This is a genomic window from Halococcus thailandensis JCM 13552, assembly GCF_000336715.1.
Classification (GTDB): domain Archaea; phylum Halobacteriota; class Halobacteria; order Halobacteriales; family Halococcaceae; genus Halococcus; species Halococcus thailandensis.
On the sequence record NZ_AOMF01000037.1, the window covers coordinates 13,084 to 26,520 of the forward strand.

15 protein-coding genes are annotated in these 13,437 nt (G+C 56.9%); 2 read left to right on the forward strand and 13 right to left on the reverse strand.

Features of this window, described 5'->3' with window-relative positions; all coding sequences use genetic code 11:
* Positions 1–49: 49 nt before the first annotated feature.
* Positions 50–574, reverse strand: a complete 525-nt coding sequence (locus C451_RS23215) for a hypothetical protein (protein WP_206536661.1) — start codon at positions 572–574, stop codon at positions 50–52.
* 157 nt (positions 575–731) lie between these two features.
* Between C451_RS23215 and C451_RS01965 the strand changes: the two genes are divergently transcribed.
* The gene (locus tag C451_RS01965) at positions 732–1,238 is read left to right on the forward strand and encodes a hypothetical protein (protein WP_152420339.1); all 507 of its coding nucleotides are present in this window, start codon (positions 732–734) and stop codon (positions 1,236–1,238) included.
* A gap of 494 nt (positions 1,239–1,732) precedes the next feature.
* Here the strand turns inward: C451_RS01965 and C451_RS01970 are convergent, their stop codons facing one another.
* The 4 genes from C451_RS01970 to C451_RS01980 form a co-directional block, all read right to left on the reverse strand.
* On the reverse strand, positions 1,733–3,544 hold the full coding sequence (locus tag C451_RS01970) for a hypothetical protein (RefSeq protein ID WP_080503432.1): 1,812 nt from the start codon (positions 3,542–3,544) through the stop codon (positions 1,733–1,735).
* Positions 3,541–5,313 carry a metal-dependent hydrolase gene (locus C451_RS01975; protein ID WP_007737092.1) on the reverse strand — a complete coding sequence of 591 codons (1,773 nt, stop codon included), beginning with the start codon at positions 5,311–5,313 and terminating at the stop codon, positions 3,541–3,543. The genes C451_RS01970 and C451_RS01975 overlap by 4 nt, the downstream gene beginning before the upstream one ends.
* A gap of 149 nt (positions 5,314–5,462) precedes the next feature.
* A complete protein-coding gene (locus tag C451_RS23960) occupies positions 5,463–5,591 on the reverse strand; it encodes a hypothetical protein (RefSeq protein ID WP_275039307.1) in 129 nt (42 codons plus the stop codon).
* 166 nt (positions 5,592–5,757) lie between these two features.
* Positions 5,758–6,363 (reverse strand): hypothetical protein, encoded by a 606-nt coding sequence (locus tag C451_RS01980; RefSeq protein WP_007737093.1) that lies wholly within the window; start codon positions 6,361–6,363, stop codon positions 5,758–5,760.
* Between the two features lie 128 nt (positions 6,364–6,491).
* On the opposite strand from C451_RS01980, the gene C451_RS01985 reads away from it, so the two are divergent.
* Positions 6,492–6,929 (forward strand): transcriptional regulator, encoded by a 438-nt coding sequence (locus C451_RS01985; protein WP_049912713.1) that lies wholly within the window; start codon positions 6,492–6,494, stop codon positions 6,927–6,929.
* Positions 6,930–7,306: 377 nt separating this feature from the next.
* Here C451_RS01985 and C451_RS01990 read toward each other — a convergent pair whose 3' ends face one another.
* The 8 genes from C451_RS01990 to C451_RS21565 form a co-directional block, all read right to left on the reverse strand.
* Positions 7,307–8,320, reverse strand: a complete 1,014-nt coding sequence (locus C451_RS01990) for an IS110 family transposase (RefSeq protein WP_080503439.1) — start codon at positions 8,318–8,320, stop codon at positions 7,307–7,309.
* A 178-nt stretch (positions 8,321–8,498) separates the two neighbouring features.
* A complete protein-coding gene (locus C451_RS01995) occupies positions 8,499–8,705 on the reverse strand; it encodes a hypothetical protein (protein ID WP_007737098.1) in 207 nt (68 codons plus the stop codon).
* The gene (locus C451_RS02000; protein ID WP_007737100.1) at positions 8,702–9,421 is read right to left on the reverse strand and encodes a ParB/RepB/Spo0J family partition protein; all 720 of its coding nucleotides are present in this window, start codon (positions 9,419–9,421) and stop codon (positions 8,702–8,704) included. The genes C451_RS01995 and C451_RS02000 overlap by 4 nt, the downstream gene beginning before the upstream one ends.
* A 57-nt stretch (positions 9,422–9,478) precedes the next feature.
* Complete coding sequence (locus C451_RS02005; RefSeq protein ID WP_007737101.1) at positions 9,479–9,964, reverse strand: hypothetical protein; 486 nt, start codon at positions 9,962–9,964, stop codon at positions 9,479–9,481.
* Positions 9,961–10,890 (reverse strand): ParA family protein, encoded by a 930-nt coding sequence (locus C451_RS02010; protein WP_049912716.1) that lies wholly within the window; start codon positions 10,888–10,890, stop codon positions 9,961–9,963. The genes C451_RS02005 and C451_RS02010 overlap by 4 nt, the downstream gene beginning before the upstream one ends.
* Positions 10,891–11,580: 690 nt before the next feature.
* The gene (locus C451_RS02015; RefSeq protein WP_007737106.1) at positions 11,581–11,937 is read right to left on the reverse strand and encodes a hypothetical protein; all 357 of its coding nucleotides are present in this window, start codon (positions 11,935–11,937) and stop codon (positions 11,581–11,583) included.
* Positions 11,938–12,254: 317 nt separating this feature from the next.
* The gene (locus tag C451_RS22415; protein WP_161605816.1) at positions 12,255–12,428 is read right to left on the reverse strand and encodes a hypothetical protein; all 174 of its coding nucleotides are present in this window, start codon (positions 12,426–12,428) and stop codon (positions 12,255–12,257) included.
* Positions 12,429–12,738: 310 nt separating this feature from the next.
* The gene (locus C451_RS21565) at positions 12,739–12,918 is read right to left on the reverse strand and encodes a hypothetical protein (RefSeq protein ID WP_152420341.1); all 180 of its coding nucleotides are present in this window, start codon (positions 12,916–12,918) and stop codon (positions 12,739–12,741) included.
* Positions 12,919–13,437 lie beyond the last annotated feature (519 nt).

The following is a 13,437-nucleotide window of genomic DNA, read 5'->3' on the forward strand; positions in this document are numbered from 1 at the left end:
TCAGAGGTTGGTGACAGCCGAGAGAATGGCATTCTGAGACTACACCTCGTTAGATTCCCGGCACGATGTCGATACAGCCAGCGAGGCCCAGTCCCATGATGCCGATCATGATTTCGAGAGCCTTGCCGAGCAGCGGGGCGGAGATCGCACTGATACCGGCGCGGTTCCGCCAATCCTTGATCGTTTTCGCCTGCTGCGGATCTTTCTTGAAGCCCGCCCATGCGTGCAGCAAGTAGGCGAGCATGAGTCCCCCGATAACGACGACGAACAACACAATCGGCGCGATACCGTTGATAGTCTTCGTAATCGCCGTGCCACAGACTTCACTGCCGATGTTTCCGCCGCCACCGCCGCCTCCACCGCCACTCCCATTCTCTTGAGCGGCGGCAACGCCAATGAGGTTGGCGACGACGAGCAGGCCGTAGGCTGCCGTAATCAGTCTCCCGCGCACTCGGCGTTTCGACGGGAGAGAGTTACGATATGTGGTAATCCACTGCCGGAGACGGGAAGGCACGCTCCCCGCCTCGGTTACGGTCACAGCGTTCGTCTCGGGTGTGGTAGCGTCATCACCCATACCCAAAATCGAGGACGCAAGCCGGTTAAATATGTACGATGTATTGCATATTGAATACTGTAATCAATTTCTCCCATCTGTCTGTCATGGATTGATTACAGTATTCTTTATTGAATACTTCCTAGCATTTAAGGCGGGGAGATGCGTCATTGTGACTATGGCTCAGGCTGCCGGCGGACTGGGACAGAAGGGGGCGGTTGAGCGTTCGTTTGGCGGATATTCCGCCCATGAGCAAGGCAATTCGCTCGTAACAACAGTACCTAGTGCGGTGGATTTGAGTATCGAAACGTCGGTGCGGCTGCATGCGTGTCGGCACCGTGGCCGTGTCGTGTTTCTGAAAGCGGTGCCGCTCGCTGCCGAGGTCGCTGGCCGTCCAGGGACGGAGCCAGAAACGAGAACCGACGAAGGCACCGAAATCACTGACGAAAAGATAGATGTGTATTCGATTTGGGGCGCTGAGGCAACTGACGGGGCCGGAAAGAAACTGGTGACGATTCCCGACAAATGCGACACAGACCGATTCACGACCGATACCGAACCGCTGATTGTGGCCGGGATAGCTGAAGAAGAAGTCGTGTACTTGAAAATCATCCCTGAATGCCTGTATCGGCGGGCTGGTTCCATCAACACAGACGATCTTATTGAAGCCAGTTGCGCTGAGTAACGCGCCCCACCGAGTCCCTAGCTGTCCCTCTCTGTCCCTTGGTCTGGTTTCCGGCCGTGACCAGCCCCGTTAGCAGAACGTTGCTGTTCGGGCCTCTGTGATGGATGCCGTGATGACTCGCTCCGTGAGGAAGGGGAGTCTGCGCTACCACTGGTTGCGGTTGCTTCATTCGGTTCATCCAGTGCTGGTGCTCCACCATCAGTCGCGGAGGCACATCGGCAACTGGGCACCTGTTCAAGCTGTTTATAATCCAGATAAAACTGCACCAAAAACTGAAAGCGGGATGTATCGGCGCTAAAGCTTGGCAATTCATCACACAGTTCCTCGTAAGCGTCGTCTGGAAGCCGTACCGTCACCCGTGTCCTATCATCGGACATAGCAGCTAGGTCCGTCCATGAGATTAAAAATATGTGCGGTGTATTGCACATTGAATACTGTAATCAATTCCTGACAGATATTTTCGGAAACAGCCGGGAGAAACAGTATTACGACACTCAACTACTTAACTTCTTGAAAAACAGCAGCAGGCCACCGAAGGTGGCACCGCCGAGCACCAACAGCCCGAAAATGAACGGAATGGCTATGACTGCAATTCCGATGAGCGGGGCCACTGCGAGACCGCCGAGCAGTTTTCCAGCCCACCCGCTCCCACCGCCGCTGCTGGTGCTTGCGCTTCCGGTGGAACTCGCGTTTGGAGCCGAGAAGTTCGCTGCTGAGAGGTTACCGCCGCTCCCGACTTTCTTCGGATTGCTGAGACCGCCCGACTTACACTGTTTGCCGAACCCGACGCCGCTCCCGATTGTCATGCCGGTAATATTCGATGAGCTTGCGCCGGGGATTTTGAAACACGTCTTTCTCACCAGCGAGTTCTCCCGCCCGCTCACATCGACAATCGACTCCGCGTTTGTCCCCTGAAAGAGCGAGTCGGTAATCGTGATGTTGTGCGGTGAGGGCGCTTTGTAGCCGGAGTAGCCGTCACCGGGCGATTCAGCAACTACTGATGCACAGTCAACATTATTGGTGATCCGGCAGTTCTCGATTTTCAGCGCGCCACCGCTGCCGCGAACCCTGATTCCAGCACCGAACCCGTGCGGTCCTGCGCTCAGTAACTGTATCTCGGCGTTGCGGAGGACTGCACCCGAGGGCTTACTGATTCCATTGTCGCCGCGCTCGATCTTGATCGCATGAGTCCCGATTTCATCGTTCCATTTTCCATATTCGCCCGTTGGTCCATTGTAATTGTCCGCGTCGAGGACCATCGTCGCACCGTCGCTGAAACTCCCTTTTCCTGAGTACCGATTGTGCGAGACTTCATTGTTGACCCACTCTCCGCCTTTGATTTGTACGTCACCGGGCGCTCTCCCCCCGTACACGCCATTGTCCGCGACAGCGCTCACTACACAGTCCTCGATCTGCGCTGTGCCTTTGCACGACTCTCCGCACCAGAATCCATTCCGCCCGCCGATATTTTTCGACCCCGGAATGCCGTTGTTCTTCATCACGAACCGGGTCGCGCGCGACGTTGCGCCTTCGTCGGGTTGCATCGCGCATAGGTAATCGCCGTTTTTGCTGTCGTTTGCCTGCGATCCGACCCTATCAACGAGGCCATTCCAGACAACATCCCGATATTGCATGAACCCCGAACTCCGCGCATTCATCGTTATCAGCGCCTTCGTCGCGGTGAAATCGAGCATGAACCCCCCGACGAGGCCGGTGTCCATCTTGAAATCCAGGGCTGCGAACGTTCCCTGCTCTGCCACGAACGTCGTGGTGTTCTTTCCGTCGCCGGATGGCGGTTTCTTGTCCTGGTAGCTCGCTCCTACTACTCCGGCTTTGGTTGCGCGGAACTGGGTTCGGCCAGATACTTTGAATGTTCCACCGGGGAATACGACAAGCGTATCTTCTGGCACCGAATCAATATCCTCACCGATTGGCCGGTTCCCGTTCGGGTCCACGCCGAACTCTTCCACGGCGTCCACAGTCTGTGAGAACTTCGGCGCGGTCGGCTTTCCCGATCCATTCCCACCTCCTCCGCTCCTGGTTCCGCTGCTGTTGCCGTCGCCAGAACTGCCCTGCTGTGCGGGCCGCTCGCCCATCTGCTGATAGTGATCGTATTCTGTCTCGGCGTACACACGGTGGGCTTTCCGAGATGGATTTCCGGGCTGATCGAACTTGGCGGGCTGCGGGTCCGGTCGTGACTCGGTCATTGACGCTCTCACAAGCGAATTCTCGGAGTTGGCAGCGAGGGCGGCGGTTGCTGCGCCAGCTATGAACGTCCGCCGTGATACTTCTCTGCCTGCGCTCATGCCCGTCGGCTGAGGGTGACGACGCCGATGATGACGAGGGCGAGCACGATGCCGGCCCCAATGATGAGGGGGTTCATGGAGAACCACCCGCTGTTATCGCCCTCGGAGCTAGCTGCTTCAGCTGTCGGCTGGGAATCGTCGGTGGATGCAGCCGTGCTCGTCGCTGCTGTTGGTGATGGTCCCTCGGATATGGACACGCTCGCGCTGGTGGTCACGACCTCGCCGCCAGCCGTGTAGGGCACATCCTGAAAGCCGTCCGAGCGCACGTAATCGTAGGTGTGATTGTTGTTCGTATCCCGCGAAGGGATAGCGATAAGCGTCTGCTCGTGCTGGACGGAGCCGTTCGTGAGCGTCACTGAGACGTTGCGATGCGTACCGGCCGAGAGATAGCTGGAGAGACCGATAGCGGTTTGCGTCGGGTCGGTGCCTGACCGGAAGTAGCTCTCGTTGTGAACGACGACAAACCCGCCCTCTGGCAGCGTGACCGACCGCACGGTGACGGTCGAATCAGTCACCGACTGGTCGGTGAACCGAACGCTCGCGTTCGGTGTCGGCGTGTCCGACCCCGGAACAGTGATCGAGGCTGCATCCGAAGCTAACCGCCGCTGGGTGCCAGAGTCGACCTCATACGCGCTATCGTTGGTGCCGGCAGACGTGACGTACTCGAAGCGGCTGTTGTTGTTCGAGTCGCGGTACAGCCCCACGGAATAGTCGCTGGTGGTATTGAGCGTCGTCTGATTCTGATAGCCGCCCGGAGGGCTGTGGCTGATATTCACTGTGATATTTCGGTGGGTACCGGGCGAGAGCGGCTGTGACACCGCAATCATGCTCTCTTCGAGCAGGCCGATTTCCTCGTAGGGATCGTTGCTCAAAACGACAAATCCACCCTCGGGGAGTGTTGCCCGTCTGATTGCGACCGTCGAACCATTCGCGGTCTGGTTGGCGAACTCGACCGTCGCGGTGGCGCTACTGGCGTTCTGAGTCTGGTTCTGGCTGGCGGTTTGCGCGCCCGTCTGATTCGCCGTTGTGGAATTGATCTGCATTGGATCATTCTGCGTGTCAACTGCCGCATCTTGAGCATGAGCAGCGCCGATAGGCGAGAGATCGGCGGGCATAGCGATGCCAGCGCCGCCGACTGTCAGTGAGAGTACGATCGCGATAGCGATGACACCGCCCGCGAATAGGCCTGTATTCCCGAGCGTACTGTTCGCACGCAGTGAACTCAGCGACACCCGCTGCGACGAGATCGGCAGCAACGGTCTGATACCGCTCACGGTAATCACGTCGCCGAGCAGATGAACGAGGATACCGCCCGTCCCGATGGCGCAACCGTACTCGGCAACTAGCTGTCGGTCAAGTCCCTGCAACTGGGTGCTGATCCATGAGAGACCGTCCGCAATCGTCCTGAACAGGTCGGCGAAGCGTCCGGTAGCCCCAGAGGGTGTGACCGATTGCAGCGCCGTAGCGCCGCTTGTGATGGCCCCGCTGACGGTAGTGAACACGGACGCGAGGGCAGGGGCCAGTTGGTCGGTAGCGAACCAGCCACAGAGTGCAAGGAAGCCGCCGATACACACCGCGGCGAATAGCGAATGGCTGACGCCGCGATGATCGAGAAACGGCAGTTTGAAATCAAGGTCGGGGAGTGGTTCGATTGCCAGCACTCCGAGCGCAGTGATGAGCGCAAGCAGGGGTTTGTGCGCCTCTCCCAGAACGTAGGCGAGGGGTGCGAGCACGAGCAGCGCGATGCCAGTATGACCAAGCCGATACATGGGAGGTGAGAGTGGATTGTGTAGCCACAACTCCGGGCGAGAGCACTGTAAAGATGTACGATGTATTGCATATTGAATACTGTAATCAATCCTCTTCATTCCGGTGACAAGAGGCTGCGTCCGTGAAGCGAAATCATCACAGCAAATCGTCAGTCGTAGGCGGTCTCACGGTAAGCTTGTTCTACGTCGTCGTGCTGAGCGCACTCGACGGCTGCCCGCGCTTCATCTAGTAGCGCGTGGGAACGCGAGAGATCGCCGCCATGAAGCGCGTCAAGCACGTACTCGCACCCCTATCGAGTTCGTTAAGGATTGTAACGGCCGTCGTAGTTGCCGTTCGGCATCAGGTGACACTCGGGACTGACGATGAAGCCGAACGGGAGACGAGCGCACCACTTGTCCTGTGCGCGGCAATTCATGAGGAATTCATCTTCTTGGTTATGGATTTTAGGGAACCTCGTCTACCACGTCCCGCAGTTCATCGGTATCGACCCACTCATAACACTGAGGGCCAGTGAGAAGTAGCTCGACGTACGACGCAGCCATTCCATTGTCGTACCGCTCACGTTCCGTTTGTTTGTTCGGATACTGCCGTTTCAGTATCCAGACGATCTCTCGGTAGGATGGAGCGAACAGCAGCCCCAACTCCCAGACGTAGCCACCGTCGAAATCTTCGATAATGCCGACGGTATGTGTCGCTCTCCCACAGAGAATATCGAACACACGGGTCCAGAGCCGAATCTCTTCGGGTGTGAGTCCAAAGTCTTCGAGTTGCATGGCGACCGCCGGTGGATCTGTTCGTGCGTCAAGCAAGTCATAGACGGTTTTGCGGCGAGTCGCGGCCCCGGTCTCACCGCCCGCTCCGACGACCAGATACCGCCGGTCGTAGCCCTTGATGTGGTCCATTTGCTTGCCGTTCACCAAATCTTTGATTCGCTGGTGTTCGCTTGGAGTGAGACTGATCGCTTCGATTTCGGCTATCACTTCCTCCTCGCCCGGTATCTCTCCATCCTCAGTATCGCCGGTGTCGAGGCTGTCTTCGTTTGAATCCATTATCCGAGTATAGTACTCCCAAACACTATCAATTGTGTGTTCTCCGTGGAACTATTTGTGGTATCATTTTTGACTATGGCCTCACTTAGGCACAAATGTTTATGTTGATGGCTCTCCAAGAGAGGCACATGAGGCCCGATGCAGAGATAGCCGACCCGACCCAAGGTCCTCAGAGCGTCACCGACGGGGAGTTCGATTCTTGGCGTGCTCTTCAGAAGGCGACTGACAAGAAGCGAGCCGATATCATCTCGGACATCGTCGGTCATCCGAGCGGAGTCGCCAGCGTTGAAGAGCTTGATTACATGAATCCGCCCCTCAGTGACGACGCCATCCGCCGACATCTCAATACATTAGAGGACGTTGGTGTCGTTCGGGAGCGTGAGTTCAAGTCGGGCGAGCGGCTTCGGGATTACCCTTACAAGTTCTACGAACTCACTGAGGAGGCTCGGGAATTGTTTGACCGGAATGGTCTCTTCCCGAAAGAAGCATGGCAACGTCAGTATCAGGCTGTCGAGAAAACGGCTCGGATTCGAGAGATCGAGGAGATGCCCCGGCCTGGTGCATAGGAGTTGAGACTACTGCCGTGTTGAATTGGGGGATGGCACGGTGATCACAGTTTCTCACAGAGTTGTTCGATGTTCGAGATAGCGAACATCAGGACGATTTCTCGGAACTCACGATACCATCCCTGAGAATCGCGCTGATTGAGCAAACTACCGCCATCCCTGAGAATCGCGCTGATTGAGCAAACTACCGCCATTGCTATAGTCGTTTGGGTTGGGTATCTCTCGTCTCGAACGAGCAGAGGAAGACCGCCGGAAGGCGATGCGGTCTATCTTCATGCGGTCGGTGCTGTGGCGGTGCTGTCTGTAACCTCAGTAGAGGTACCAGCTGCTCACGACCGCCGTATGCCCGCCAGTGAGGGACGCCGCTCAGGCGTCCCTCAGGCACTCACCTCTGGTGGATCATACACCTCCTCGTTTGTCAGCATGTGATAGAGTGAGACGAGTAGTTTCCGTGCAGTCGCTACCAGCGCCACTTTGGCCGGTTTGTTCTTTCCGTCTCGTAACCGCCAGTAGAACTCGCTCAGATACGGATCCTTACAGTTGTGAACCGCAGTCTTCGCTGCTTGACCCAGGATCCATCGCAAGTACTTGTTGCATTGCTTGCTAATGCTCCCTTCAGTCCGCGAGTCGCCTGACTCGCGGACAACTGGATCGAGGCCAGCATAGCTCACGAGTTCGTTCGCTCGATCAAAACGATCGATCTCGCCGATCTCTCCGTAAATCATCAGTCCGGAATATGCGGCGATTCCTGGAACTGATGTCAAGATATCCATCTCTTCCAACTCCTTCGCTATCGTCTCGATCTTCCGCTGCGACCGTGTGATCTTCATATCGAATTCATCGATCGCCTCTAACCACTGGTCGAGCAGGAATTGCCACGGTTCTTCGAGCGTGAGTTCCGCGAGGAACTCACGCCCCTCATCGGACCACAACGATCCTGTGTGCGTGATTCCCTGCTGATCAAGCAGTGCGTGGACTTCGTTCTGGAAGTCGTTTTTCTTGTTGGTGAGCTTCTTTCGACCGCGCGCAAGCGCGCGGTACTTCCTGAGCTCTTCTGGCGGGACGTAACTCTCTGGCACCTCATCCATCCGCAGAAACCGTGCGAGCTTTTTCGCATCCACACGGTCATTTTTCTGCTTTTGGTTCGCGAGCCAATTCGCTTTCAGCGGATTGGCGAGCGTGACGTCGAGGTACTCGTCCAGCGTATCGTAGATCGTGAAGTAGTTGCTGGTGGCTTCAAGTGCAGCTTCGCCTCCAGCGTACTTCTGTGCGATCTCGTCGAGGTTCGCGTTTTTGACGCGAACCTCTTCTTCTATCTCTCCGTTGTCGTCTATCACCGCGACTTGTGACTTCGTTTTGTGAACATCAACGCCTACGTAGTGTTCAGTCATGTTCTTTCCTCTGGAGTGCGCATGCGTGAAGTGGAACGTCATCCCTACGGACTGTCAGCCGAGGCTGACCGTAGGTCAGCCCGGCTGCCCTTCCAATTCTCCTGTTCCTTCGCATAGCAGGTCAGTCAGAATTACGCGCTTTCTAGCGCGTGGTATCGATCGACCTTTGTACTCCCTATCATACTTCACGCTCTAGGGTCTTGAGCGCGATTCTCATAGAGTCAGGATTGTCCTCGGCTACTGTGATTTCCTCGTCCGCCTCCTCGTAGGCAACCCAATCCTTGGCGGTCGCGTCTGGCAGTGTCGCTACGTAGGCCGGATTCTCCTCGTCGGCATCCCGGTCAAGGACTATATCACCGGGCGAGAAATCGGTCCCGTCAGTCATCGGTCGCCCCTTCCGTCAGCGAGGTATCCCTGTCGCAGTGCTTCCGAGCGCGTCGCGGCCAGTTTCTCTTCGAGATACGGCGTGAGTACCTCTATCTCTCGGAGGCGGTCGTCGTCCCAATTCTTCCGGAGGCGCGCGAGCATCTGGTCGATCTCCTCTTGGCCGTACATATGACGCTCATCGCCGCCCTGAATCGCCACGTGGTCGTCGACGAACCGCTCGACGGCCTCCCATGCATCGAGATCCGCGATTCGCACTGCAATGGTCTCAAGTCCTGCCTTCTGGGCTGTGTTGAACCGTCGATGACCCGCTACCACCTCGTAGGCACACTCATGGTCGCGCTGTTCGTCACCAGCCACCGGACGCACGGTCGGATACGTCAACAGATGCCCGCGTTCGCGGGTTTCCTTGATGAATTTCTGGTGGGCGGCGTCGTCCATCGAGCGGTAGGTGTACGGCGACGGCGCGATATCCGCGACTCGCACTTCCTCAATAGTGTCGGTCGGCGGAAGACGCTCGACTGTCTCCGGTTCGGAGAGCGTGACCGCGCCGACCTCTTCACCGTCGTCGCGTTCGGCGTCGTAGATGACCACCGCGTGCTCGTTGTAGTACCACCGCCCGCACCATCCTTCGTAGGTATGTTCGTCGGTGTGGGCGCGCACGCGCACGCCGCGGAACGTGTCATCGAGGTCCTCGTGAAACGGATTCTTACCCATACTATCGGGCCCTTCCGTCGGTGTTGGTGCTTTTCGGCTCGCCCGATTGGTAGGCTATCATGATTCTGGCGTATCGAGGATATCCGTCTCGGTGAGGGACGTGAGCACTTCATCTGGCGTCATATCACTCGCACGTTCGAGACCGAGATAGACGATGAGTGGGTAGGTGTGGCGGTTCTTCGCCAACTTCACCCCTTCCTCGCTTTTCGTTTCGTACTGAAGCCGATCAATCACAGACTCAAACTCGTCATCAAGGTCGTCCGGAAGGTAGATCGTTCGATGGGGCCGCTGCTTCACAGGCTGTTTCTGCGTATCTTGTTCGTTTCTCTGTTCCTTCTGTGAGGTCTGGGAGTTCTGTGGTCGTTGGGAGCGTTGGGAGGTCTGTGCTGTCTGTTCTTCGCTCGTTGATTCGTCTGGCGCGGATGACTCGCTATCACCTGAGCGGGAGCGTCGGGAACTGTCCCGCCGACCTTCGCGGGTGTTGCGGATGCGGTCGGCGCGTCCCATTCGGTCGTCGGATTCGCTTTCACCCTCGTCGCTCATGCTGATTCCACCTCCTGTTCCTCTGGGGTCGGTTTCTCGAAGATGTGGTCGAGTTCGGCGGCCATGTCTCGAAATACCTCAGCCATGTCGCACTCAGGGTCAGCGGCGAGAACCGACTCGCCGGCCGAAAACGCCCGCTGAAGCGCCACCCGTTTGCGGACCTCCCACACAGGCACATCTGCAAAGACTGTGTTCAACCACTCGATCATCTCCTCGTCTTCGTTCGTAGTCTCGACGCGGTTCGCTACCGCGCCGATGTCCTCGACCCGTATCTCAGTCTGGGCTTCGAGGCTGCCGATCTGGTCGAACAGGAGTTCGATAGCGCGTTCGGATGCGGCTTCCGTCAACGCCGGGATGAGCACCTTCCGAGCGGCATAGATACCGAGGTCGGTGAGTTCCCCGAAAAACGGCGGCGAGTCGATCACGATATAGTCGTATTCGTGGTCGAGCGCCGCAAGCGCACGGTCAAGTTGATCCTTCGCATGCGACCCAGTGATGGCTTCCGGTGTAACATTTAACGCGAGCGGCGTCAGTGCATTGGGGTCGATGTCGAGATCGGGATCGGTGGCGGCTCGGGCCATCAGGTCCGCAATCGTCAGTTCATGCTCAGCTTGCAGCAGGTCGACGTTCCCAGGAACGACGTCCATCTCCTCGTGCTCAACGATGAGATCATTGATGACCCCCCGCTGGTGATGATCGGTGAGCGCGTCAAAAATTGTCGGCGGTTCAGCGTCGTAGGCGTTCTGAAGTCCGAGTCCCTCCGATGCATTCCCTTGCGGATCAAGGTCCACGAATAGGACATCCCGCCCACGTTCATTTAGTGCGCCGGCGATGTTGATCGCGACGGTTGTCTTCCCAGTGCCACCCTTTGCGTTCGTCACGCAAATCCTCGACTGCTGTGAGGTCTGTGCTGTCTGTGAAGTCATTGCGCTCTGTGAAACAGTCATAACGCTGTATCAAAAAGCTATCGACGCCGCTCTTATCGTCCAATACAGCCGACGATTATCGTTTACGGGTTATTAGAATACCCAGCTCTGACATTGATCACAGACTGTTATGACATCTGTATGCTCTGTGAGATCACAGAGAAACCGCCGGGTCACCAGCATGAACTCAGGAGCACATACACTGCTGATTGCCATCTACGCCGATAGCCAGTCTGGCAGATCGGACAAGGAACAGCGGTGGCTGACACGATTCATCCGTCTTCTCCAGCAGTATATGATCTCCGAGACGAATAGTTCCTCTATGGCGGAGGAGATAGAGGACGCGGACAGAGCGATTGAGATAGTGAGGGACTATGCCGACGACGAATGTGTCGGTGAGTTTGGCGAGGTATTGGACGCAAGACAGGGAACAACAACTGGATCGTCGAATTCCGCACCCACACGTTCTCAGACAGGTACAAACATCGCGTACAACTCTCGTCCATTGGCAATATATTCTCACATGACCGTACGCCCTAAGTCAAGTCCACCGGCTATCGGCGCATTACTGTTCTGAGTACGCAACATTTCGGCGGCGGATTGACGGCTCCACGAGCATTTGCATTCTGCTCAAAAAGCACGAGGGCCGACCTCTCACTTGTTGTGAGGTCGGTTTGAGAGCGAAACTAATCAATCGTCGCTACTATCGATTGTCTCATATGATGTATGATCGATGTTATCCGGGTTGCCGGGGATGAGCGGTGCAAGGAGTTCCTCTTCCCACTGTTTCCACTTGTCGGGGTATTCCTCCTGCGACACTGGGTCTTCACTGGGACCCCAGAGAGCCTGCCAAGCCTGCCGGCTTTCATACATCCAGAGGGCCGTATACCCGTCTTTCCGGGTCCCTTTGATCCCTCGCAAAAACTGGTACTCCACAAGCCCGGGAAGATCGAACAATCCCTGCCGCTCAGCCTCACGGATGGCATCGTGAAACTCCTGATCAGTCGCTGACTCTGCCAATTCGTAGTGGTGAATACTGACGATCATAGTTCGCCTTCGTCTCGTGGACTGATTGTTGTTACTGATCACTGCACCTTTGTATCTCTCGTTGGCTCCACCCTGTTCCGCAGCTCTCTATGAGCATCTTGAGATACACTCACCCACAAATCACAGATCTCACAATGGTCTGTGCCATCTGTGAAGTCATGACTCTCTGTGAGGATTATGAGCCAAAAGTAAATTATCGATGCTCTTGGGGTATTTCGACATCAACAAGCCAGCTCCCTGCGATTTACGCTCAAAACGCGAAGGCACGAAAATACCAGTTAAGGAAGCGCCAAGTGAACTGTGGAAACGCGACAGAGTCAGTCGGACGGTGTGAGCGTGACGTGCTCGAATTCGTCGCCACCGCACTCGTGACATCGCCCACCGCTCGCCGTGCTATCCGGGACGAGGTCGCCGTCGTTGGTCAGCGACCCCACGTACAGCCCACCACACTGTACGCAGCGGAGGAGCAGCCTCTTTTCGCTCGGTGCCATATTCATACTTCCAGTCTCAGCCGAACTCAACCTTCTGGTGGACCCGAGAGCGGTGTCGTCATTCAGAGAAAGCCACGACCGTAGCGGGATATCACTCAGAACACGGTGTGCGGCGAGACATCGGACAGCAGGAGCCAGGGAGGGAGCCGACCCCTCCCAAGCGAGGACCAATGCCTCCCACACGAGGGCGGCAAGAGTCGGTTCTCTGTCCGAACAGATACGCGCCTCGGTCGGCGGAGCAGTGGCCGCGGCCGACTTGCCCTGCAATCGAGATGAAAGAACAATCTCAATTGCTCCCCACCGCGGGACGCTATTCCGACTCATCACGCGGGGTGATCTGATCGACCTCCTCCGAGTACACATGGATCAACCGGCCGCTCTCTTCGTCGAGCAGCCACCCATCCGACTGCTCTTCGAGGAGCGTCCCACGGAGCGTGTCGCCGTCGGTCAGCTGCACTCTCACCGATGCTGGAAGCTCAGGAACATCCATACCCCGCAGTCAGGCCTACCAGCAAGTAAGTCCATCACCCCCAGTTCAAGGACTGAAACAGGGATTCTCTGTCGGCGGATGATCTCTCAACCAGTCGAATCATGCAGCGACGTAGAGTCATATCTGCTATCGTTGTCCACTGGTCAGTCGTCAGTTGGGGTAATGTAGACCTGCTCGTCGACGTAGTAGATATAGCCCCGACTCTGCAACACGTCGAGCGCGTATTCGGCGTCGGCTTCCGCAAACCGCTCGTCAGCAACCAGCACAGCGGTCGCCTCGTCGTTGAACAGACCCTCATCGTCATCACCGACCGTCTCCCGGAGCACTGCAAGAGCGTCTTCGGCGAACGGCGGAATTCGCCGCGGCCCGTTCATACGGGACGTATCGACTCCTTCCGTACGACACTCGCGCTGGCCAGCAGGCGGCGACACTGTCTCATTCGTATTCGCCGAGTCCAGTATCCTCGGACGGGTCCTCAANCCTGAGAGTTCATCAGAACTCGTCTCCTCGCTCTCGACG

What these genes read in the sequence shown, in the direction of transcription:
- C451_RS02010 (WP_049912716.1), bottom strand. Translation starts at nt 10,890, where the DNA reads ATGACTTCACAGACAGCACAGACCTCACAGCAGTCGAGGATTTGCGTG.
- C451_RS01965 (WP_152420339.1), top strand. Translation starts at nt 732, where the DNA reads ATGGCTCAGGCTGCCGGCGGACTGGGACAGAAGGGGGCGGTTGAGCGT.
- C451_RS01995 (WP_007737098.1), bottom strand. Translation starts at nt 8,705, where the DNA reads ATGACTGACGGGACCGATTTCTCGCCCGGTGATATAGTCCTTGACCGG.
- C451_RS02005 (WP_007737101.1), bottom strand. Translation starts at nt 9,964, where the DNA reads ATGAGCGACGAGGGTGAAAGCGAATCCGACGACCGAATGGGACGCGCC.
- C451_RS01970 (WP_080503432.1), bottom strand. Translation starts at nt 3,544, where the DNA reads ATGAGCGCAGGCAGAGAAGTATCACGGCGGACGTTCATAGCTGGCGCA.
- C451_RS02000 (WP_007737100.1), bottom strand. Translation starts at nt 9,421, where the DNA reads ATGGGTAAGAATCCGTTTCACGAGGACCTCGATGACACGTTCCGCGGC.
- C451_RS01980 (WP_007737093.1), bottom strand. Translation starts at nt 6,363, where the DNA reads ATGGATTCAAACGAAGACAGCCTCGACACCGGCGATACTGAGGATGGA.
- C451_RS23215 (WP_206536661.1), bottom strand. Translation starts at nt 574, where the DNA reads ATGGGTGATGACGCTACCACACCCGAGACGAACGCTGTGACCGTAACC.
- C451_RS21565 (WP_152420341.1), bottom strand. Translation starts at nt 12,918, where the DNA reads ATGGATGTTCCTGAGCTTCCAGCATCGGTGAGAGTGCAGCTGACCGAC.
- C451_RS01975 (WP_007737092.1), bottom strand. Translation starts at nt 5,313, where the DNA reads ATGTATCGGCTTGGTCATACTGGCATCGCGCTGCTCGTGCTCGCACCC.
- C451_RS02015 (WP_007737106.1), bottom strand. Translation starts at nt 11,937, where the DNA reads ATGATCGTCAGTATTCACCACTACGAATTGGCAGAGTCAGCGACTGAT.
- C451_RS01985 (WP_049912713.1), top strand. Translation starts at nt 6,492, where the DNA reads ATGAGGCCCGATGCAGAGATAGCCGACCCGACCCAAGGTCCTCAGAGC.
- C451_RS01990 (WP_080503439.1), bottom strand. Translation starts at nt 8,320, where the DNA reads ATGACTGAACACTACGTAGGCGTTGATGTTCACAAAACGAAGTCACAA.
- C451_RS22415 (WP_161605816.1), bottom strand. Translation starts at nt 12,428, where the DNA reads ATGGCACCGAGCGAAAAGAGGCTGCTCCTCCGCTGCGTACAGTGTGGT.